The organism is Cardiobacterium sp. (assembly GCF_057314735.1).
In genome coordinates this window covers 36,908-58,700 of record NZ_DBHKZK010000039.1, presented here as the reverse complement: position 1 = coordinate 58,700, position 21,793 = coordinate 36,908, and the positions used below count along the sequence as shown (strand labels likewise).

Sequence of the window (21,793 nt, the reverse complement as noted above, 5' to 3'; positions counted from 1 at the left end):
GAATGGTTGCGCCAATTGTCCCCTCCCCCGCAGGGCGAAGCCCGCAGCGGGGAAGGGTTAGGGTGGGGGTGGGCTATATTCTCGATAAACCGAAATCCTGCTTTTCCAATTGTTTGCTGCCCTCACCCCAATCCTCTACGTCGCAAGCAATGCTTGTCGCTGAGCGAGCTGTCCCAGTCCCACAGGGACAAGCATTGCTCGCGTAGCGAGAGATGGAGCATATTAGCTGTTTTCCCGGCTTTCAGTTCCCTACGCAAGCATACAAAAAATGCGATTCCTCAAGATTTTGAACGGGCTCTTATAAATTAAAAATTAAATTTCACTGAAAAATCAGGATAATATTTATTATCCTCACCCCCGCCATAACTTGATAAAAAGTCTTTTAAAATTGGTAAAGCATACGCAAAACTCATATCTTTGCATAGCACGAAATGTAGAATTTTGTCCCAAGTATAAATTGCTGAGCGGTTTTTAATGCAATCTGCAGTATCCCTATTCACAATTACTGGGTCAATAACAAAACAAGCCAAGTTCTCATTACTATGCCAATCAGTAAATTTCAACCAAAACTTGTCTGAATTATCTCCATTCAATATTTTTCCATATATATCCCATCCTTCACACCAGGCAAAAATATCGCGCGTTTCATTAACCCACCATCTGGAAATTTTTTCCAAATCTGTTTTGTAATATCTAATCGGTTCTTTCTCTCTTAACTCCGCTTCCTCTTGAAAAAATCTTTCTCTGAGATGCTCATCTACTTTCTCACATTTAAAAATCATCACATTCTCCCGTCAGTTTTTTATCACAATCTTGCTCATCGGTACCGCGCATTCCATGACGATGGTTGCCGCGAGGTGCGGGGCGAGGACGTTTTTGCCTTGTGCCATCAGTCGTTGTATGACCCGTTGCCGCAGGTTGGGCTAACGCCCGACGAAAAATACCGGACACAACAACCAATCCGCGATTGCTAACCGGCATTCCATTTACGTTGTGCCAAGGCGTACCCTATGTTTGCTCTTTGGTTAAAATTAAATTCTACTGAAAAATCAGGGCACTTTTCATTGCGCGCACCATCTCTACAAGTGAGCGCTTCTTTTAATATGGATAGCATTTCGTTGTAATCCATATTTTTACCAATCCTAAAAGACAGGATTTTATCCCAGCGATAGATCATCTTGCATTTACCATCAAGAGTAACAACTTGTTCGCTTTCTCCAGGCATAACCAAGAAATAATCAATATAATCTGATTTTATTTTTAAAAACTTTATCCATAGGCATTCAGAAAAATCCCCATCTATCTTCTTCAAAGTACTTGGTTGCATCCAGACAACAATGCCACGTTCTTCGTCAATCATCCAGGATGATATTTCCTTTATGCCAGTCAATATTCCATTTTCTTCTTCGATTTGTTTGCGGAGTTTTTCATCCACTTTTGCACATTTAAAAGCCATCACATTCTCCTGTTAGTTTTTAATCACCATCTTGCTCATCGGCACCGTACATTCCATGACGATGGTTGCCGCGAGATGCGGCGCTAGGACGTCTTTGCCCTGTGTCATCGTTTCTGTACGACCCGTTGCCGCAGGTTGGGCCGACGCCCGACGAAAAATACCGGACACAACAACCAATCCGCGATTGCTAACCGGCATTCTGACTATAGGGTGCACCAAGGCGCACCCTATGCTTGTTCCAAACATTAAAAATCAAAAGCCACCAAAAAATTAGGAAAATATTCATTGTTCCACTTTCCTCCCCCAAAACAGATTAGTATATCTTTTAATATTAAAACAGAACTTCCAAAGTCCATATTATTACATATCCTATAATCAAGGATCTTACTCCAGTTATATATAACCCTATCATCACTATGAATAGCATTACTTGACTCCACCCAAAAAAAAGATATATTATCACCTCTTAAATTAAGAAATTTTATCCATACTCTTTCTGAATAATCACCATCTCTTTTTGCCATCATGCTTGGGGAAAACCATGAAATAATATTTCTTTCGTAATCTCTTATCCAATTATCCTTTTTATCTATACCTGTTACTAAAAAACTATATTTTTCAGGATCTATTTTTCGCATATCTATTTCTTCCTTATAAAATTTTTCCCTAAGCGTTGGGTTAATCCCTTCACATTTAAAAGCCATCATATTCTCCCGTCAGCTTTTCATCACCATCTTGCTCATCGGTACCGCGCATTCCATGACGATGGTTACCACGAGATGCGGCGCGAGGACGTCTTTGCCCTGTGCCATCAGCTCCTGTATCGCCAGTCCGCAGGCGAGCGGCCAGTCCGCTGCGGGTACTTCCAGCGCTTGCAGGAGGCTGGCAGCGAAGGGTTGCCAGAGCAACTCCAGGCTTTCTTGTGGGGTAAAGCGGATTTCGTCGTGTCCCGGTGGCAGGCGCGGTTTGCCAAACGCCGGTGTGCCGACACTTTGACTGACGTGCGCAATAATGGCGTCAAGGTCGGGCAGTTCGTGGTCGCCGAGGTGTTGCGCCTGTCCGCCAAGCAATGCCCAAAGCGAGAGCGGCGCTTCTACCAGCGGCTGGTTGATGGCATCGCCAAAGAGGTATTGTTTGCCGTCTGCGCCGTCAACCACCATCACGGTATGGCTGCTGTCGCCGTGTGCCAGCGCGTACAGCGCGCTTTGCTGGCAGGCATAGCCCGCAAGCGCGCCGAGCATGGCAAAGGCGCTTTCGACGTGTACGCCGCTGTCGTCCTTGAGGAGGGCAAGCAGTTTGTCGAGGATGATGCGGCTGGCGATTTGTGCCGCAATATGCGGGTTTTCTTTTTCCTGCGCATGAATCTGGCGGCGCAGGGCAGCAAGGGCGGGGTTGTTGTTTTCGTTTGTCATATTGTCCTTCCTGACGGGTTTTGCTGGCAGTGAAGGTAGCAGCTTCCGCCGGGGCGGGCAATGCCGTCGTGCCAGAGCGAAAAGCGGCAGGAAAGGCCACCGCACCGCCTGCCAGACGTGCAAAACGCCCTGTATTTCCTTACAATGTCGGCCTTTTACAAGCACTCAACCATCACACCATGTCTCCTCCCAATCCGAGCGAAAGCTGGCACTATCACCTGCGTCGTGGCGTCTCCGACGTGCTGTACATCATTCTGATCATCCTCGCCTTCTTGCTGCTGCTTGACCTCTTCGGCTACCACAACACCGACCCCGGCTGGAGTACCTCCGGCGGCGCCCAGGATACCCAGCATTTCTTCGGCATTCTCGGCGCTTACGTCGCCGACGCGCTTTTTTCTGCCCTCGGTTACGGCGCCTACCTGCTGCCGGTCGGCCTTGGCGCCATCGGCTGGCAGGGAATGCGGCACACCGAATTTGATACCGAAATGGTCATCTGGAAAAGCCTCGCCCTGCTGATTACCCTGATTTCCCTCTGCGGCGTGCTGTCGCTGCATTTCACCACCCCGATCAACTCGCTTTCTGTCACTGGCGGCGGTATCGTCGGCCAAAAAATTACCATCGAACTGCTGCGCATCTGGCCGGTACAAGTGGCGATGAGCATCTACACCCTGCTGCTTTCCATTGGCATCACCCTGCTGCTGGAAGCCAACTGGTTTCGCGTGCTGGAATGGATCGGGCAACACGGCGTCAATGCCTACTACTGGCTTTGGCGCAAAGTGGATGGCCAGGCGCACCAGCCGCCGGCGAGCGACGGCCCGCGCCGCAGCCGCCTGCGCGACCCGGAAAGCGGGGACGGCGACGACGCACCGGCCGGGAGCGGCCTCGGTGCGGCCTTGCGTGAACGCGCCCTGGCGGCGCTGGACAAATACCGGGCATATCGCGCCGAAAAAGGACGGAACAAGCCGCGTCCACAACGTACCCCAACCTACAACCGCGCGCCCGTGTTGCCACCCGACCGGGAAGAGGGCGAACACCTCGCCTTCCGCGCGCCGCCGCGCCACCAGCCGGGCGAAGAAGCGCCGCCCGTGCGCAGCGAGCCCAACCTGAGCTGGGCGCACTACAAATCGCAAATCGCACCGGAGCCGGAAGAAGTCCCGCCGCCGCCCGCAGACGGCGACGATTACCGCCCGAAAAGCGACTACTTCGCCCGCCGTCAGGAGGCGGGCTTGCCGCTGCAAGGCGAAGACAGCACCTGGCTCACCGCTGCCAACGATGCTGCCAACGACGAAGACCTCGGCGCGGTGGATGAAGACGATTTCGCCGCACTCGACGACAACTACGACGCCCCGGCGGTCAGCGAACCCGTCGCCCCGGCGGAAGAGAGCGGCGACCGCAATGAACCGCAACTGCGCGTCCGCCTCAACAGCGGCGCCGCTGGTGCCGCCGTGGCGGTAGCGGGCAACCGCGCGCCGTTCATCGCCCCCTCGCGCATCGAAAAAACCTACCAGTTGCCCGCACTCGACCTGCTGAACCCCGGCAAGACCGCCGTCGCCAATTACAGCGACGAGGAGCTCGACGAAATGGCGATGCAGGTTGAGCAGGCGCTGAAAAACTACAAACTGAGCGTGCGCGTCGAAAACATCATCGTCGGCCCGGTCGTCACCTGCATCGAACTCTCGCTCGCCCCCGGCATCAAAGTCAGCTCGATTACCAACCTGGAGCGCGACATCGCCCGCCTCCTCTCGGTGCAAAGCGTGCGCGTGGTTGAAGTCATCCCTGGCCGCCCCTTCATCGGTCTCGAAATCCCGAACCGCAAACGCGAAATGGTGCCGCTGCGTGGCGTGCTCGAATCGCCGCAATACCAAAAAGAAAGCTCACCGCTCACCGTCGTCCTCGGCGCCGACATCAGCGGCAAACCGGTCATCGCCAACCTCGGCAAAATGCCGCACCTGCTCGTCGCCGGTACCACCGGCTCCGGCAAATCGGTGGGCATCAACGTCATCCTCGCCAGTATGCTCTACAAGGCCAAACCGGACGAGCTGAAACTCATCCTGGTTGACCCGAAAACCGTCGAACTTGCGATGTACCGCGACATCCCGCACCTGCTCGCGCCGGTCGTCACCGACATGAGCGACGCCGAAAACGCGCTGCGCTGGGCGGTCGCCGAAATGGAACGCCGCTACCAACTGATGGTGGCGCTGAAAGTGCGCAAACTGGACGAATTCAACAAAATCATCCGCGAAGCCGAAGCGCGCGGCGAACACATCCCCGACCCGCTGGTTGACCCCACCCTCTACGTCGGCCTCGCCAATCCCGTGCCGGATTTGAAACCGCTGCCGCACATCGTCATCGTCATCGACGAACTGGCGGACATGATGATGGTCGCGGGCAAAAACGTCGAACAACTCATCGCCCGCATCGCGCAAAAAGCGCGCGCCGCCGGGATTCACATGATACTGGCGACGCAGCGCCCGTCGGTGGACGTCATCACCGGCCTCATCAAATCCAACATCCCGACGCGCATCGCCTTCCAGGTCTCCTCCAAAATCGACTCACGCACCATCCTGAACAGCCAGGGTGCCGAATCGCTGCTTGGCAACGGCGATATGCTCTACCTCGAACCGGGCAGCAGTATGCGTCGCGTCCACGGTGCCTTCATTGACGACAAAGAAGTGGATCGCCTCACCACCTACCTCAAAACCCAGGGCGAACCGCACTACGAAGACATCACCGACCCGGCCGCCGCCACCCCCGGCGGCAACGGCAGCAGTGGCGGTGGCGACGAAGACGGCGAACTCGACCCGCTCTACGACCAGGCCGTACAAGTCGTCATCGAATCCGGCAAAGCCTCCATCTCCGGCCTGCAACGCCACCTCAGCATCGGCTACAACCGTGCCGCGCGCATGGTGGACGTGATGGAGCGCGCCGGACTCGTCTCCCGCCCGGACAACAAAGGCATCCGCAAAGTCCTCACTCCCGGCGGTGGCGGCGAAGAATACTAAGCGGACGCTCCCTCCCTCGCAGGACGCGCAGCGTCCGCAGCGGGGGAGGGCTGGGGAGGGGGTAGCGTCCGTGAAATCACCACTGATGAAAATTGGCGATACCAGCGCGACCCAACCCTTACCGCCCCGTCATCCCCCGCCAAAACCTGCGCAAACCGCGTCCCCGTATAGTCCCGCCCCAAACCAACCCACAAGGAATACCCCATGAAAAAACCCCTGACCGCCGCCCTGCTGGCACTCGCCCTTGCCCTGCCCGCCGCCCACGCTGCGCCTGGCGACAACGCCAAAGAACCCAAAAAACCGGCGGCGACCGCCAAAAAAGACAGCGGTAACAAACCCGCCAAAAAACCGGCAACCAACCCGCCCGCTACCACCAAAGAAAAACCCTTCGCCGCCGCCGTCAAACAACCCGCGACCAAAGCGACCAACGACAAACCCGCCGCCGACAAGCCCACCCGCGAACGCCCCTTCGGCGCTGCCACCCGCACCGCTCCGGCAGCGGCTGCAACCACCGCCGCTGCCACCGCGCCCGAACCCCAACAACCCGCCGCGCCTGCCGCCAACGACGCGAACGCGCTGGAATCCTTCATGCGCGGCACCAAAGACCTGCAAGCCAGCTTCACCCAAACCGTATACAACAAACGCGGCCAGGAAACGAGCTCAGGCCAAATGTGGGTCGCCAAACCGGGCAAATTCTACTGGGACTACCAGCGCCCGAACCCGCAAAAAATCATCAGCAACGGCAAAAAGGTTTACCACTACGACATCGACCTCGAACAAATCAGCGTGCGCGACCGCAGCGAACTCGTTGGCGACGTCGCCGTCGAACTCCTGAACGGCGATGACAACATCTCGCGCAACTTCCAGACCAACCGCACCGTGAAAAACCTCGTTCCAGCGCGCCTGCAAAAATACGCGGCAAACGGCGTCGCCTACCGCCTCAAACCGAAAAAACACCAGGAAGAATACGACAGCCTCTGGATCGTGCTGGACGGCAACACCATCAGCGCGGTGATGATCGACGGTGGCAGCAGCCAAACCGTCCTCACCTTCAGCAACATGAAACGCAACGCCGGCATCCCCGCCAAACAATTTGAATTTACCCCGCCGCCCGGCGTGGACATCGTCGGCAAATAACCCGCCGCCTGCCCCCTTCACCGCAGACTAAACGTAGGGTGGGCTTGACCCACCATCACGAACCATTTGGCTTTCACGGTGGGGCAAGCCCCACCCTACAGCCAAAACAAATGGCGCAGCCATTCTCCCTCCCCCGTAGGGCGAAGCCCGCAGCGGGCGGTTCCGTGCGTAGGGTGTGTGGCGGCGTAGCCGACACGCACGCGGACATTTGACATCGGCAAACGCGTGCGTGCCTGTGGCTCACACCCTACAAACTAATGGTGTAGCTCACAAAATCGTCGCCACGCAACCACATTGGCTTGGGCGTGTTTACGGCTGAATGGTAAATAGGCCTTAACCAAACCTGCTAATGAAATCATCATGTTATGACCCATTGTAAACAGCATCTAGTCCGCATACCGCAATTTCATTAAGCGCAAAACCCGTTTACATACACCTTCCCCGCTACCCTGTATGTAAACCTGTTCCCCGTGGAGTAACGTAGGGTGGGTCTTGACCCACCACCACGAAACATCTAGCTTTCACGGTGGGGCAAGCCCCACCCTACCGAATCAAAAGCACTTCACTGTCAAAGCAAACCATCAACCGCCCATTTACATACACCTTCCCCGCTATCCTGTATGTAAACCCAATCCAAACCCCAAACAGAGATACACCCCTATGAGCGGCCAACCCTCGCTCTTTAACCGCAGCAACGATGCCCCGCTCGCCGACCGCCTGCGCCCCAAAACACTGGCCGACTACATCGGCCAGCGCCACATCCTCGGCGACGGAATGCCGCTCGCGGTCGCCATCGCCCAAAAACAGCCCTACTCCATGCTCCTTTGGGGGCCGCCCGGTTGCGGCAAAACTACTCTTGCGCTGCTCTTGGCCGACGCCTTCGACACGCGCTACATCCGCCTCTCCGCCGTCTTCTCCGGCGTCAAGGAAGTGCGCGAAGCCGTCGCCCAGGCACAACAAGAGCGCGCCGTTGGCCGCAAAACCATCCTCTTCATCGACGAAATCCACCGCTTCAACAAGGCACAGCAGGACGCCTTCCTCCCCTACGTCGAAGACGGCACCCTCATCCTCATCGGCGCCACTACCGAAAACCCCGCCTTCAACCTCAACAACGCCCTGCTCTCGCGCCTGCGCGTTTACCACCTGCAACCGCTCAGCGAAGCAGAACTGGCCGAAAAACTGCAGCGCGGCCTTGCCGCGCTCAACCTTGAAGCGGATGCGCACATTATCAGCACCCTCGCCTACCAGGCGGGCGGCGACGCGCGCAAAGCCATCGGCTGGCTGGAAGAATGGGCGCTGTTGCGCCGCCAGGGCATCGACAGCGACGCGGCGCTGGCGCAGGCACTCGCTGACCAGCCGAAAGCGCTGGACAAACAGGGCGATTGGTTCTACGAACTCCTCTCAGCCTTCCACAAATCGCTGCGCGGCTCCAACCCGGACGGCGCGATGTACTGGTTCGCGCGGATGATTGACGGCGGCGCCGACCCGCTCACCATCGCGCGGCGGATGCTCTGCGTCGCCAGCGAAGATATCGGCAACGCCGACCCGAACGCGCTCAACCTTGCGCTGAACGCCTACCAAGCCTATGAACGCCTCGGCGCGCCCGAAGGCTACCTGGCACTCGCGCAGACCATCACCTATTTGGCGCTGGCACCGAAAAGCAACGCCAGCTACAAGGCGATGAAAGCCGCCTTCCAATACGTGCGCGACAACCCGTCGCATCCGGTGCCGCTGCATCTGCGCAACGCGCCAACCGCCGTCCACAAAAACGAAGGCTACGGCGCGGGCTACCGCTACGCTCATGACGAACCGCAAGCCTACGCCGCCGGACAAAGCTACCTGCCCGCCGAAATGCACGGCATCCGCTTCTACCACCCGAACCGCCGTGGCCTTGAAATCAAACTGGCGGACAAACTCGAACAGCTGCAAGCGCTGGACGAACAGGCGACATCCCCGCCCAAACCATCACCGTAGCTCTGTAGGGTGGGCTTGCCCCACCGTAAAAATCCCGGTGGTGTCCTGAAATGTATGCTGACAATCAGCAAAGCGGCAAAAACCAGCGTTGCCAATATTTCGCCGGTTCGCCCTTCCCTCGCAGAGTGTGTGCCGCAGGCACGCACGCGTTTGCCGATGTCAAATTCCCGCGTGCGTGTCGGCTGCGCCGCCACACACCCTACGCACGGAATCCGCCATAAGGTGCGCCTCGGCGCACCATCCGGGTGATGGCGACGATTTTGCGGCTATAGCCATCCACCGAAAGTTTCAGACAAGGCGCGTCGCCGAAGGCAGTACGCGGTTGTACGGCGAGGCGACGCAACACAGTATGAGGCTTTCGGTGGATGGCTATACAACGACGCGCCTTGTACAGAACTTTGTAAGTATCGCTATAAACAGCCCTAATAAAAAACGGCCACTTGCGTGGCCGTTTTGATGCTCAAGCGGGGAATGCTTACGGCGTGGGGTTGTTGTTGCCGTAATTGTTGTTGCCGTCATCACCTTGGAAGGTGTTGCCGCCATCGCCCTTGCTCGCGCCAAAGACGCCGCCCCAGTCGTTCTGGCCGTAGGCATCGCCGTATTTTTGCGGGTCTTGTACGGAGTTGAAGGAGCCGCCCATTTCTTCCGCTTTTTCGCCGAAGAAGGATGCCTTGAAGGTGGCGCAGTCATCACCGGCGACGTAGGTGCGGTCAGCAGTACCGACCACGGTGTTGCCAACGATATTGCCCTGGAAGCGGACGAGGTTGTCGCGGGTGGTGGTCGCCTTGGTCGGGTCGAGCAGCCATTCGTTATAGACGTCGCCGAGGACGCGCTTCTTGCCGAAATCCACGCGGGCTTCGACGAAGTTGCCCAGGCCCAGGCCGTTGGTCGCGCCGGCAAAGGCGTTCGGCAGGTTGCGTTTGCCGGCATTGTGGAAGTCGTTGTCAATGCCGTACATCAGCGCGTGTCCCTGATACACCGCTTTCTGATCGCTCGGCAATGCCGCCATCTGTTCGATGGTGGTGGCATTGGTACCACGGTAGAAGTAATCATCGACGGAATCGTCGGCGTTTTTCGCCTTGAACGGGTTGCGGATGAAGTTGTCGGCGTAGCCTTTGGTGCCTTCATCAACATCCAGTTGGGTGGAAACGCGGCCATACTGGACGTATTTCAGCGTCGTCGGGATGGCGCCGATGCTGTATTGGGTTGCTTTGGTACCGGGGGTTCCGAGGTAAGTAGTCTTGTCCCAAGCGGTATTTTCTACTTCGGCAACGAAAGAGCGGGCGCCCTTGAAGCTGTTCATGGCAACCGGATGGATACCCTTGTTTTTCTCGCCGGTTCCGGCATAGGCGAGGTGATAACGACCGAAGATACGGGTAGTCGTATTGTGGTGGTCTTCCCATTTCTTCTCTTCTTTGTTGTAGGTCAGCTCCTGCCCCAAGGTAGAGAAACCACCGCCGACACGGATCAGACCGTTGGTAGCGGCATTGCCGTTTTCTTTGGCCAGTTCGGTAACGCCATTATTGGTCGTGCTGGTAGTAACCGCTGTTGTAATGTCATCGGTTTCTGTTTTGCCACGAGAAACGGAGTTCTCGAAAGCGGTTTCCGGCGCAGACCACCACACCAGCCCCTTGCCGTAGCGGGCACTGTTGTATCTGCCGTCATAAACTGTACCCGTATGGGCAGCCCGGGCAGAAATTGTATATTTACCAAAATCGATAGTGGAATTTTCATCCGCCGGTGGGGTAAAACCGCGATAGGTATAGACGTCTTTGCCATTAATATCCTTGCCGGTGTGTTTAATACCGGTATAAACATAAGGATCGGCAGGTGTACCAGTTCCGGTTCTGCCTTTTTCTTGCCATTTCAGCGGGTCGATAATTGCGGTTAACCCCCCATCACGCTGGGTCATGTCAAGCTCATGTCTTCCGACGTTATCGGTTGTTAAGCCAGCATTGTTCTCATCTGGCTTCAAATCAAGACGATTTTTAATAGTCGTATAGTGATAGCCATTGGAGAGAACACGTTCCCCTTTACCATTGACGTCACCATAGGAAATTACATAGGGAGTTGTGTTGTAGGTGGGATGCTGTGTTACCTGATTTTTTCCGTGTTCATTAGGGTTAGGTGTATTAAGCGGTCCCCACCACATCGTATCGTTGATGACCCGGTTAATCTTGTTCTTGTCATCCACGTTGTTGGCTTCATCGGCGTGCAAGGCATCGGTGTTGTCCACGTTGCGCTTGTACATTCCTGCCAGCACGTCCACGTTGGCGAAGTTTTCCTGTTGCAGGCTGTTATCGTTGGTGACGGAGTCCGGAATCGGGGTGCCGTCTGCCTTGAGCGGCATCGGGTTGTCGCTGCCGGCAAATTGTGCCTTGACCGGGGTGCCGTCGGCGCGGGTGATTTCTTGGCGGGCAAGGACGATGTTGGTCAGCTGCGGGTTTTGTTCGTCGAGGCTGGTGCCGAGCAGCGGCGAGGCGGAGGCGCGCTTGGTCGGGTTCAGGGTGCGGTCGTATTTGGAGCCGTCGCGGCGGATGTAGTTCAGGGTGCCGACGGTGTTTTGTTTGGTCAGGTCTTTGTCATCTACGACCTGGGTGCCGGTCGGGTCAACGGTTTGCTGGCTGCTGGGGGCTTCCGGCTGTTTGGGTTGTTCCGGCTGTTGGGGCTGGCTGGGGGTAGAGGGCTTGGGCGGGTCAGCGGGCTTGTTGCTGTTGTTGTCATCGCTGCCACCGCAGGCAGCAACGCCAACGGCCACCATGATTGCCAATGAGAGGTTGGTTAGTTTCATTTTTGGATCTCCGTTTGTGTTGAAGACTGATAAGGATATAGCCACTGGCTACAGCCGCATGACTGGTTGGCATCTTAATGTAATGTTTGTGCTTTGCAAGTTTTCACACCGGGTTGTACACACACCACACGCTGCGGGCGGGCCGTGTCGGATGTGATGTTTTGTTTTTCAGGGGATTTTTGGGGATATGCCAGGGGATGGTAGCGGTGTGCATTTGGTAATGATGTGTCATTCAGACAACAGACGGACGGAAGCTGCTCCGCACCGGGGAGATGCGTCTAGTCCTGGCCGTTATAGCGAGGTTGCGCATTTGCAGTATGTCCTCGCACACCTGTTACCCATGTGTCCGGTCTATACACGCTCCCCCACGGGGGAGGGGAAATCGGCGGTTTACATACAGGGTAGCGGGGAAGGTGTATGTAAATGGCTAATGGCTTCAGGCGTTCAGATATTTCTCGCGCGAAGCTGTCCAGCGTGCGAGCAGTATCTCGCAGAAGTCGGGATGCCGTTCGCGCAGTTCGCGGGTGAGGCGTTCGGTTTCGCCCAACAAATCACCGTCGCGCGGCAGGCGGGCGACGCGGAAGGTGGCGTCGCCGGTTTGTCTTGTGCCGAGCAGTTCGCCCGCGCCACGGATGGCAAGGTCTTCTTCGGCGATGCGGAAGCCGTCGGTGGTTTCGCGCATGATGCGCAGGCGGCGTTGGGCGGTTTCGCCCGGCGGCGGCTGGTACATCAGCAGGCAGTACGATTGTGCGCTGCCCCGGCCGACGCGGCCGCGCAGTTGGTGCAGTTGCGCGAGGCCGAAGCGTTCGGCGTTTTCGATAATCATCAGGGTGGCGTTGGCGACATCGACGCCGACTTCGATGACGGTGGTGGCGACAAGCAGTTGCGCTTCGCCCGCAACAAAGGCGTTCATCGTCGCCTGCCGCTGGTCGTTCGTCATGCGGCCATGCAGCAGGGCAACGCGGATGTCCGGCAGCATGGCTTGCAGTTGCGCCGCCGTCGCTTCGGCGTTTTCGCATTCGAGGGTGTCGGATTCTTCGATGAGCGGGCAGACCCAGTAGGCTTGCCGCCCGGCGCGGCAGTTTTCGCCGACGCGGGCGATGACGGCGTCGCGCTTCTGATTGGAGACGACGCTGGTTTGTATCGGCTGGCGCCCGGCGGGCAGGGCGTCGATGATGGAGCAATCCAGCTCGCCGTAGTGGCTCATGGCGAGGGTGCGCGGGATGGGGGTGGCGGTGAGGACAAGTTGATGCACGCTCGCGCCGGGCGCGGTTTTGTCTTGCAGTTGCAGGCGCTGGTGTACGCCGAAGCGGTGCTGTTCGTCGATGACGACAAGGGCGAGGCGGGCGTAGCGGACTTGTTCTTGAAAGACGGCGTGCGTGCCGATGATGAGGTCGGCGCTGCCGTCGGCAATTGCTTGCAGGCAGGCGCGTTTGTCGGCGGCGGGCATTTTGCTGGTCAGCGTTTCCACGCGCACCGGGAGGTCGCCGAGCAAGCGGCGGATGTTGGCGGCGTGCTGCTCGGCGAGCAGCTCGGTCGGCACCATGAACACCGCCTGTTGTCCGGCGGCGATGGCTTGCAGACAGGCGGACAGCGCTACCACGGTTTTGCCGCTGCCAACGTCGCCCTGCACCAGGCGCAGCATCGGCGTCGTTTGTGCGAGGTCGGCGGCGATCTCGGCGCAGACGCGGCTTTGCGCGGCGGTGAGCGTATAAGGTAAGGCGGCGCGGAATTGTTGTAACAGCGGCGGTTCGGCGGGTAGTGCAGTGGCGCGCTGTTCGCGCAGGCGCTGGCGCGCGTTCTGGATGGAAAGTTGGTGCGCGACCAGTTCTTCGATGATGAGGCGGCGTCGCGCCGGATGATCGCGCGCGAGCAATGCGTCCAGCGCGGTGGATTCGTCCGGCTGGTGTAACGCGGTCAGCGCGGCGGGCAGCGGCCAGTATCCTGCTTCGGTGAGCGGGTCTTGTGCGGGCAGTTGCGGCAGAACCAGCGCCAGCGCGCGCCACATCAGTTCGTGCCAGCGCGCCTGCCCCAAGCCTTTGACGGTGGGGTAAACGGGGTAGAGTTGCGCGGAAAGGTGCGGCGTTTCGCCGTCGGCCAGCCATTGCACTTCGGGGTGGTGGATTTGGTAGCCCTGCACTGTCCACACCGCCTTGCCGTAAAAGAGGCCGCGCCGGCCGGGGGCGAAGGCTTTTTGCTGGCTGGGGTAGAAGTTGAAGTAAACGAGCTTGCAGTAGTCGCCCGCCGCGTCGCGCAGGGTGACGAGCAGCATCCGCTTGCGCCGCTGGACGAGGTCGGCGTGCAGCACTTCGCCGTGGACTTGCACGGTGGCGCCGTCGCGCAGCGCGGCGATGGGGGTGATGTGCGAGCGGTCTTCGTAGCGCAGCGGCAGGTGGGTGAGGAGATCGCGCAGGGTTTCGACGCCGCTGCGGGCGAAGAGCGTGAGGGTTTTTTCGCCGTGGGCGGCGAGATTGGTCAGGGGCTGGTTGAAGGGCATGGGTGCGGGGTTTGGCCGGAAAGGGCGTTATTGTGCAACAGCACGCGGCGGGCTGCATCTTTGCGCTTCAGCGGCGGGGCGACGGGTTGCGGCTCTATAAATGCGTTCGGCAATCGTAGCGTGTGTGGTGGCGCAACGCCGTACAGGGCTTTGCAAGGACGGTTACAGGCGCACCGCGGGCAGGTCGCGGCGCGTGCTGAGGTTGGGGCTGTGCAGGCGGATGTGTGCGGCGATTTGCCGGGTGACGGCGTCGCAATCGTCGCTGTTGGCCGGGTAACTGGTGTCAATGCGGCGGTGGCGCAGGTAGCGTGCGTTGGCGTGGGGCTGCCAGTAGAGGTTCAGCGCGCGGCGCGGTTTGTCGTCGCTGCTGTGCCAGCGGTCTTCTTCCACGGCGCGGATGCCCGCCCAGGGGATGTGCGTCGTGCCGTGGTGGATGCCGTCGCGCGCGAGGATGAGGTCGGGCAGCGGCGGGCGCTGTGGTTGGCGCAGCCAGTAGTTGCTGATGGCGAGAAAGGCGGCGCAGAAGGCGAGGAGTATCAGCACGGTGGTGACGAGGATGGTCGCCGGGACGCCGAGCTGTTGCAGGAGTTGATCCAGTCGCAGCGCGCTCCAGGCGATGACGGCGACGACCGGGGTGCCAAATGGCACGAGGAGGGCAGAGTAGTCTTCCAGGCTGGCGCCGGGGGCGCGGCTGAATGTCCAGCGGCGCTCAATGCCGTCCGGCACGCGCGCGGGCGGCCAGGCGGTGGCGGGCGGCAGGTGGCCGCGCAGGCGTTGGGCGATGGCATCCGCGCTGCCGGGGCGGGTTTTGCCGCTGGCGTCGCGGTAGCGGGCGTGTTGCAGGTTGAGCGCGGCGTGGCGCAGGCGGCGCTCTTGCCAGACGAGGTGCAGGGTGTCGCCGTCTGTCCAAACGTCAAGCAGGCGGGCAAGCGGCAGTTGCAGCGTTTGCCAGGCTTCGGCGTCGCGATGGCGGATGGTGAGGACGCGGCTGTCCAGTTGCAGGGTTTCGGGGCGGAGGAGGTAGCGCGCGCGGCGCAGGGCGCGCCAGAGGGCGATGAGGATGACGCCGCCTGCAAGGACGAGGTTGCTGAGGTAGTACGCCCATTTCATGCTGTGGAAGCTGAAGGCAAAGTGGAGGTAGCACGCGGCGGCAAGCGCGGTTGCGAGTGCGGCGAGGAAGCGGGGGATGTGACGGGGGAAGGTGAGGGTCATGTGGGGGAAGGTTCCAAAATACGGCTGTCTTGTAGAAGCGGTTTGGTGGTGTCCTGAAAGGTATGCTGTTTCAGAGGGTGTCTGAATTGCATTGGCGGTAAAGTTACGGACGCTACCCCCTCCCCAACCCTCCCCCGCTGCGGGCTTCGCCCTGCAGGGGAGGGGGCGGATCGGCAGGCGTTTCGGCAACGGTTGTTGCGATGCAGCCCGATATTTTTGCGGTCAGCCATGAATGGCCGACTTGCGCGGGCTATTTGTTGGGCATCGGCGGGAAATCTGGCCAGGCGCTGTTTGCAATTCGGCGGATAAGCCCCTCTACCCTCTGGGACTGGGACAGCTCGCGCAGCGACAAGCATTGCTTGCGAAGCAAGAGAGAGGGGTTGGGGTGAGGGCGGCAAACAATTGAAAAATTGGAATTTCGGCTCATCAATCATATCGCTCACCCCCTCCCCAGCCCTCCCCCGGGCCCCACGCAAAATGCGTCCGCATTTTGCGTGGGTACCCGCCCGCTGCGGGCTTCGCCCTGCAGGGGAGGGGGCGAACCGGCGGAATATTGGCAACAGCTGATGTTTGCTGCTCTGCTGGTTGTCAGCATACGTTTCGGGACACCCCAGGGGATTCAAATGGTAAACAGCCCCGGTGTCTTGTCGTGGGTTTTGGATGTGTTCGCTGCGCGGTTACGGGGTTATTTTCGGCACGAACAGCATGGTGTAGGCGACGACGACGATAACGCCGACCAGCGCCGGGACGGCGTTGCGTTTGACCAGCAGCAGCGGCGAGATTTTGCCCGCGCCGGAGACGGCGACGATGACGCCGGAGATGGGCGACACAACCCGGCCGATGTTCGAGACTTGCATCATCGGCGCGATGAGGTAGGCGGGGTTGATGCCCATTTGTGCGGCGAGTTTGGGGGCGAGTTCGACGAAGGCGAAGAAGGCGGCGTTGCCGGAGCCGGCGGCGATGGCAACGACGAGGGTGATGACGACCAGCGCCAGCATGATGATGGTGGCGGCGCTGTCGCCCTGGATGGCGCCGAGCAGTGCCTTGACGAAGCCGATGGTTTCGAGGCCGTGGGCGAAGATGCCGGCGGCGACGAGGAGGACGACAACGCTGGAGAAGCCTTCGGCCATGCCGCGGTAGCAGATTTCGAGGCCGTCATAGACTTTGCGCGCGTCCATGCTGCGCAGGTATTCGATCAGCGCGGAGATGAGGATGGTGAGGACGACCAGGCCGCCCAGTTCGATTTCCGGCAGGATGTTGCCGTTGTAGAGGAAGAGTCCGGCGATGGGGAGGAAGGGCAGGATGAAGTAGTACACCGGCGCGTCGGTTTTGAGCGCGGTGGCTTCGGCGGTTTCGAGGGCGTCATGCGTGTTTTGGCCGAGGCCTTCGCGGCGGTCGCAGTAGCGTTGCCAGTAGTAGTGGGCGATGGCGACGCAGATGAGGGCGACGATGGACATCGGGATGATGATTTCAAAGCTGAAGTGGACGAAGTCGGCCTCGGCTTTTTCGGCGGCAAGGATGAGGTCGGCGGCGGTCGGCGAGAGGTTCACCAGGGTGGTGCTGGAGCAGATGGCGGCGGCGGAGGGGGCGCTGATGCCAAGGCGCACCATGATGGGAAAGAGGGTCGCCATGAGGAAGACGCCGAGGGCGGTGGCGGAGTTGATGGCGAGCGACATCAGCGCACCGAGGAGGAAGCCGCCGGCAAGGAGGATGTAGGGCGAGCGGATGTGGCGCAGCGGTTTGTAGAGGACGCGGATGACGACGTCGTTCGCGCCGATGTGGCTCATGTAGGCGGAGAAGCCGATGAGGATCATGATGATCATGCCGAGGCCGCCGCCCCGGTTTTCAAAGAGGCCGTAGATGTGGTTGGTGAGGTCGGCCACGGGGTCGCCGCCGGGGGTTTTGGTGATGTCCTGGCCGAGGGCGTAGGCGAGGATCATCAGGGTGATGCCGATGCTGAACAGGATGCCCTTGGCGTTGTAGCCGCGGATGATGAGGATGCCCGCGCCAGTGAGGGCGAGGACGCCGAGGAGGATGCTGAGGTATGCGGGGTTCATGGTTGTTGTCCTGGCTGGTATCGCGATATGTGGGTGGCAGATGGCATTCGCGCAGGGCAAGCCCTGCGCGAGTGTGTGCGATGTGGTGCGGTTTACAGCGCCATCACGCCTTCGATTTCGATTTGGGCGTCGCGGGGCAGGGCGCGTACGGCTATCGCCGCGCGTGCCGGGAAGGGCGCGGTGAAGTAGCGTTTCATCACTTCGTTTACTTCGGCGAAGCGCTCCATGTCGGTGAGGAAGATGTTGAGTTTGACGATGTTGCTGAAATCGCCCCCGGCGGCCTGGCAGACGGCGAGCAAGTTGGTGAAGACGCGCTCAACCTGGACGTCGAAGTGGTGTTCGAGTTCGCCGGTGGCCGGGTTTATCGGGATTTGCCCGGAGAGGAAGACGAGGTTGCCGGTGCGTACGGCTTGTGAGTACGGGCCGATGGCAGCCGGTGCCTTGTCAGTGTGGATGATTTGTTTGGTCATGGATTTTGGCTCCTTTCTACCCGGCGGATTTCGATGGTGTCTTCCAGCAGGCGCAAATGCCGGGTGATTTGCGTCAGGTGCTCGCGGTCGCGTACTTCAATCCACACGGTGAGGATGCGCCGGTGGGTGTCGTGCGCGGCCGGGTTCATCTGGAAGTCGGTGATGTTGGCGTCGGCGTCGGCGATGGCGCTGGAGACGTCGGCGAGCAGGCGCGGGTGTTCGTAGGCTTCGATTTCGATGGCGGCAGGGAAGAGGCCTTTGCGCTCTGCCGCCCAGGTGGCGCTGATCCATTCTTCGCCGCCAACGATGCCGCGCATCGGGCATTCGCGGCGGTGGATGTGGATGCCGATGCCCGGCACAATTTGGCCGATGATGGGCTCTTGCGGCAGCGGGTGGCAGCATTCGGCGAGGGTGATGCCGCTTTCAAAGGCGCTGTGCACTTCGAGCTGGCGGGTGTTGGTGCTGTCGTCGGCCATCGCCGGGGCAGCCGGGTCGCCGTTTTCAATCAGCGCGCTGGCAACGAGTGCCGGTTGTTGCAGTCCCTGACCGATTTGGGTGAGCAGGGTGTTGCGGTCGGTGCCGCTTTGTTCGAGGTAGTGTTGCCAGCGGGCGTCGTCGATGTGGTCGATGTTGTGGCCGAGGCGGCGCAGGGCGTTGCCGAGCAGGCGCTGGCCGAGGGTACGCGCGTCTTTGCGCGCCAGCTCTTTGAGGTATTTGTTGATGGCTTCGCGGGCGCGGCGGGAGACGACGAACTGGAGCCAGCCCGCGTGTGGCCGGGCATCGGGGCTGGTGTGGATTTCGACGGTCTGCGCCATTTCCAGCGGTTTGTAGATGGGGTAAGGCTTGCCGTTGACGGTGGCACCGATGCAGTGGTTACCGATTTTGGTGTGGATGGCGTAGGCAAAATCCACCGGGGTGGCGTGGCGCGGCAGGTCGATGACTTCGCCCTGCGGGGTGTAAACGGAGATGTCGTTGGAGACGAGCTCTTTTTTGATGGTGTCGTAGAACTGGAGCGGGTCGTCGGTGAGGTTCTGGATTTCTTTGAGGCGCGACAGCCATTCGCGCATATTTTTTTCGGCTTCGATGCTGTGCGCTTCGATTTGCACGGCGCGCTGTTTGGCGTATTGGTGCCAGACGGAGATGATGCCCGCCTCTGCCAGGGTGTGCATGTCGCGCGTGCGGATTTGTACGTTGAGCATGATGCCGTCCGGCATGAGGACGCTGGTGTGTAGCGAGCGGTAGCCGTTGCTTTTGGGTGCTGCGATGTAGTCTTCAAATTTGCCGTGTACCGGGCGGTAGAGGCCGTGCAGGCTGCCGAGGATGCGGTAGCAGTTGTCTTCGTTGTCGGTGATGATGCGGATGGGGACGGTGCGGATGGCTTCGCGGAAGCTTTGTTTGCGCCCCATGCGTTCGTACACGCCCCAGAGGTGGCGCTGGCGCTTGTTGATGGAGGCCTTGACGCCGAGCGCTTGCAGGCGCGGTTGCAGCGCGCCCTTGACGCGGTCGAGGGTTTCGTTGCGGGCGAAGTGTTCGAGGTAGCGTTTGCGCAGCACGGCGTGCCGCCACGGGTGCAGGTAGGAAAAAGCGAGGTCTTGCAGCTGGATGCTGAAGTAGTAGAGGCCGAGGCGGCTCGCTATCGGCGCGTACACTTCCATCGTTTCCTTGGCGATGCGGTACTGCTTGTCGCGCCGCATCACGCCGAGGGTTTGCATATTGTGCAGGCGGTCGGCCAGCTTGATGATGAGGACGCGCGGGTCGTCCGAGGTGGCGAGGAACATTTTGCGGAAGCTGTCGGCGACGGCAGCTTGCGGCGCGGTTTTTTTCAGGCGGTCGAGTTTGCTGACGCCATCGACGAGGCGGGTGACTTCTTCGCCAAATTCCGCCGCCATGTCGGTTTTTTTGACGATGGTGTCTTCGAGGACGTCGTGCAAAAGCCCCGCCTGCAACACCGGCAGGTCAAAGCGCTGGCGGGCGAGGATGCGGCAGACGGCGATGGGGTGGATGAAGTAGGGTTCGCCGCTCTGGCGTTTTTGCCCCTCATGGGCTGCGGCGCCATAGACGGCACAGCGCAGCATTTTTTCCATGTCTTCGGGGTCGAGGTATTTTTTCAGTTCGGCGGCGAGGTCGTCATACGCCGCTTGCAGGGTTTGGGCGCCGCTGAATACGGCGAACGGTTGGTATTCGAGGGCAAGCGGCGCAGGGTTCATGGCTATTCCGTGGTGGTGTCTTCGGGATGGTCTTCGGCTTCGTCAATGTCATCGCTGTCATCGGTTTCATCGTCAAGGTCAATGTCATTTTCGGCATCGCCATCGCCTTCGGCAGCGGGGATTTCTTCGGCAACGGGCGGGACAGGGACGGGCTTGTGGCCGCGCAGCAGGGCGTCGATGGTGGTTTTGTCTTCGGCGATTTCGCGCAGGGCGATGACCGTGACCTTGTCGCCTTCTGCGGGAACAAGGGCCTGGTGGCCGTCGGCAATTTGTCGCGCGCGGCGGGAGGCGGCGAGTACGAGGCGGAAGCGGTTGTTTTCGTCTTTGAGGCAGTCTTCGATGGTGACGCGGGCCATGGGTTCTCCGTGTGTGTGCTGGTATGGGGAAAGGGCTGCATTTTAGCAAAGTTGCCGCGCTCTGGCGGGGTGCAGTGGCGCGGCAACGGTTGGTTTTTTTTGCAGGCGAGGGCCGCGGTTTACATACAAGGTAGCGGGGGTGATGTATGTATTTTTACGCGTAGTTAGCGGATATACATCGCGTCCTTGTCGAGCTGGCGGCGCGCGCTGCATTGTCCGTACACGGTCTGGTCGCCGTGGCTGAGGCGGAAGGAACGGCCACCGTCGTTGCTCGTCCAGCGGTATACGCCGTCGTCAAAGTCGTATGCGCTGCGGCGCGGCAGCACGCGCTTGCCTTCTTTGAGTTTGGGGGTGGCGCTGTATTCGCCGCCCATGTTGGCGTAGTTGATTTGGAGTTCGGCGCCGCTGTCGCAGTAGTACGCCCAGAAGATGTCATCCCCGGCGGGCAGTTCGGGGACGCCGGTGAGGAAGGCGGTTTGGCTGGTGCAGGCGGCGAGGAGCAGGGTGGCGAGGGCAGGGAGTTTGTGCATGGGGTGTCCTTGTTTATGGTGTGAATCAGGCTTCTGCCCGCGCCGGGGCTTTTTTGTCGCGGGCGGTTTTGGGCAAGGGCTTTTTCCCCGTTTTTTTGGCGGGTGCTACCAGTTCGGCGGGTTCATGCACCGCTTCGGCGGCGGCGCCGTTGGTGGTTGCTTCCGTAGCGGCTTCAGTTTTGCCGGGGGCGGCGGGTGTGAGCGAGACTTGTACGCCCAGCGCAGTCAGCAGTTTGTGCAGGGTGGCAAAAGGCATCGGCGCATCAGCCTCGAGCAGGTCATAGAGTTCGTTGCGCGGGATGCCTGCCGCGTTTGCCAGTGCGGTCATGCCGCGTGCCTTGGCGGAGGTTTCGATGGCGTGGGCAAGCAGGCTGTAGTCGTTGTCGGCGATGGACTCTTGCAGCGCAACTTGCAGGTAAACGGCGATGTCTTCGTCGTCCTTAAAGTAGTAGGTGGGGTCGTAGGGGACAATTTTGGTCTTGGTCATGGAAACAGCTCCTTTTTGATTTTTTGCGCGGCGGCGATGTCGGCTTTCTGGCTGCTTTTGTCGCCACCAAGCAGCAGGAAGATGATTTGTCTATCGCGCACGGTGTAATAGAGTCGGTAGCCCGCGCCAATGTGTACACGCATTTCGCTGGTGCCGTGTCCCACGCTTTTATGGTCGCCCAATTGCCTTCTTTTGCCCGGCGCAT

At 59.5% G+C, this 21,793-nt stretch carries 17 protein-coding genes; 3 read left to right on the top strand and 14 right to left on the bottom strand.

What is annotated here, in order from left to right; genetic code table 11:
- Window positions 1-305 precede the first annotated feature (305 nt).
- The 4 genes from ACO54Z_RS04695 to ACO54Z_RS04680 all read right to left on the bottom strand — a co-directional run bounded on the left by ACO54Z_RS04695 (window position 306) and on the right by ACO54Z_RS04680 (window position 2,868).
- Window positions 306-782 carry a hypothetical protein gene (locus ACO54Z_RS04695; RefSeq protein WP_485995977.1) on the bottom strand — a complete coding sequence of 159 codons (477 nt, stop codon included), beginning with the start codon at window positions 780-782 and terminating at the stop codon, window positions 306-308.
- A 188-nt stretch (window positions 783-970) separates the two neighbouring features.
- The gene (locus tag ACO54Z_RS04690; protein WP_485995976.1) at window positions 971-1,456 is read right to left on the bottom strand and encodes a hypothetical protein; all 486 of its coding nucleotides are present in this window, start codon (window positions 1,454-1,456) and stop codon (window positions 971-973) included.
- A gap of 245 nt (window positions 1,457-1,701) precedes the next feature.
- Window positions 1,702-2,163, bottom strand: a complete 462-nt coding sequence (locus tag ACO54Z_RS04685; protein ID WP_485995975.1) for a hypothetical protein — start codon at window positions 2,161-2,163, stop codon at window positions 1,702-1,704.
- A gap of 9 nt (window positions 2,164-2,172) precedes the next feature.
- Window positions 2,173-2,868, bottom strand: coding sequence for a hypothetical protein (locus ACO54Z_RS04680; RefSeq protein WP_485995974.1), 696 nt, complete (start codon window positions 2,866-2,868; stop codon window positions 2,173-2,175).
- A 179-nt stretch (window positions 2,869-3,047) separates the two neighbouring features.
- Here ACO54Z_RS04680 and ACO54Z_RS04675 point away from each other — a divergent pair, with 179 nt between their 5' ends.
- The 3 genes from ACO54Z_RS04675 (at window position 3,048) to ACO54Z_RS04665 (ending at window position 8,981) form a co-directional block, all read left to right on the top strand.
- Window positions 3,048-5,870 (top strand): DNA translocase FtsK, encoded by a 2,823-nt coding sequence (locus tag ACO54Z_RS04675; RefSeq protein ID WP_485995973.1) that lies wholly within the window; start codon window positions 3,048-3,050, stop codon window positions 5,868-5,870.
- A 204-nt stretch (window positions 5,871-6,074) separates the two neighbouring features.
- The gene (gene lolA / locus ACO54Z_RS04670; RefSeq protein WP_485995972.1) at window positions 6,075-7,007 is read left to right on the top strand and encodes an outer membrane lipoprotein periplasmic chaperone LolA; all 933 of its coding nucleotides are present in this window, start codon (window positions 6,075-6,077) and stop codon (window positions 7,005-7,007) included.
- A gap of 660 nt (window positions 7,008-7,667) precedes the next feature.
- Complete coding sequence (locus ACO54Z_RS04665; protein WP_485995971.1) at window positions 7,668-8,981, top strand: replication-associated recombination protein A; 1,314 nt, start codon at window positions 7,668-7,670, stop codon at window positions 8,979-8,981.
- 475 nt (window positions 8,982-9,456) lie between these two features.
- Here the strand turns inward: ACO54Z_RS04665 and ACO54Z_RS04660 are convergent, their stop codons facing one another.
- The 10 genes from ACO54Z_RS04660 to ACO54Z_RS04615 all read right to left on the bottom strand — a co-directional run bounded on the left by ACO54Z_RS04660 (window position 9,457) and on the right by ACO54Z_RS04615 (window position 21,731).
- Entirely contained in the window at window positions 9,457-11,772 is a 2,316-nt protein-coding gene (locus tag ACO54Z_RS04660) for a transferrin-binding protein-like solute binding protein (protein WP_485995970.1), read from the bottom strand.
- Between the two features lie 436 nt (window positions 11,773-12,208).
- A complete protein-coding gene (gene recG / locus ACO54Z_RS04655; RefSeq protein ID WP_485995969.1) occupies window positions 12,209-14,269 on the bottom strand; it encodes an ATP-dependent DNA helicase RecG in 2,061 nt (686 codons plus the stop codon).
- A gap of 162 nt (window positions 14,270-14,431) precedes the next feature.
- The gene (locus ACO54Z_RS04650; protein WP_485995968.1) at window positions 14,432-15,481 is read right to left on the bottom strand and encodes a hypothetical protein; all 1,050 of its coding nucleotides are present in this window, start codon (window positions 15,479-15,481) and stop codon (window positions 14,432-14,434) included.
- A 677-nt stretch (window positions 15,482-16,158) separates the two neighbouring features.
- The gene (dcuC, locus tag ACO54Z_RS04645; protein ID WP_485995967.1) at window positions 16,159-17,538 is read right to left on the bottom strand and encodes an anaerobic C4-dicarboxylate transporter DcuC; all 1,380 of its coding nucleotides are present in this window, start codon (window positions 17,536-17,538) and stop codon (window positions 16,159-16,161) included.
- A 92-nt stretch (window positions 17,539-17,630) separates the two neighbouring features.
- Window positions 17,631-18,008, bottom strand: a complete 378-nt coding sequence (locus ACO54Z_RS04640) for a RidA family protein (protein WP_485995966.1) — start codon at window positions 18,006-18,008, stop codon at window positions 17,631-17,633.
- On the bottom strand, window positions 18,005-20,215 hold the full coding sequence (locus tag ACO54Z_RS04635; protein ID WP_298081159.1) for a RelA/SpoT family protein: 2,211 nt from the start codon (window positions 20,213-20,215) through the stop codon (window positions 18,005-18,007). The genes ACO54Z_RS04640 and ACO54Z_RS04635 overlap by 4 nt, the downstream gene beginning before the upstream one ends.
- Window positions 20,216-20,217: 2 nt before the next feature.
- On the bottom strand, window positions 20,218-20,571 hold the full coding sequence (gene rpoZ / locus ACO54Z_RS04630) for a DNA-directed RNA polymerase subunit omega (protein ID WP_485995965.1): 354 nt from the start codon (window positions 20,569-20,571) through the stop codon (window positions 20,218-20,220).
- A 164-nt stretch (window positions 20,572-20,735) separates the two neighbouring features.
- Window positions 20,736-21,101 (bottom strand): hypothetical protein, encoded by a 366-nt coding sequence (locus ACO54Z_RS04625; RefSeq protein ID WP_485995964.1) that lies wholly within the window; start codon window positions 21,099-21,101, stop codon window positions 20,736-20,738.
- A gap of 25 nt (window positions 21,102-21,126) precedes the next feature.
- The gene (locus ACO54Z_RS04620; RefSeq protein ID WP_485995963.1) at window positions 21,127-21,588 is read right to left on the bottom strand and encodes an addiction module antidote protein; all 462 of its coding nucleotides are present in this window, start codon (window positions 21,586-21,588) and stop codon (window positions 21,127-21,129) included.
- The gene (locus ACO54Z_RS04615) at window positions 21,585-21,731 is read right to left on the bottom strand and encodes a hypothetical protein (RefSeq protein WP_485995962.1); all 147 of its coding nucleotides are present in this window, start codon (window positions 21,729-21,731) and stop codon (window positions 21,585-21,587) included. Before ACO54Z_RS04615 ends, ACO54Z_RS04620 begins: the two co-directional genes overlap by 4 nt.
- Between the last annotated feature and the right edge of the window lie 62 nt (window positions 21,732-21,793).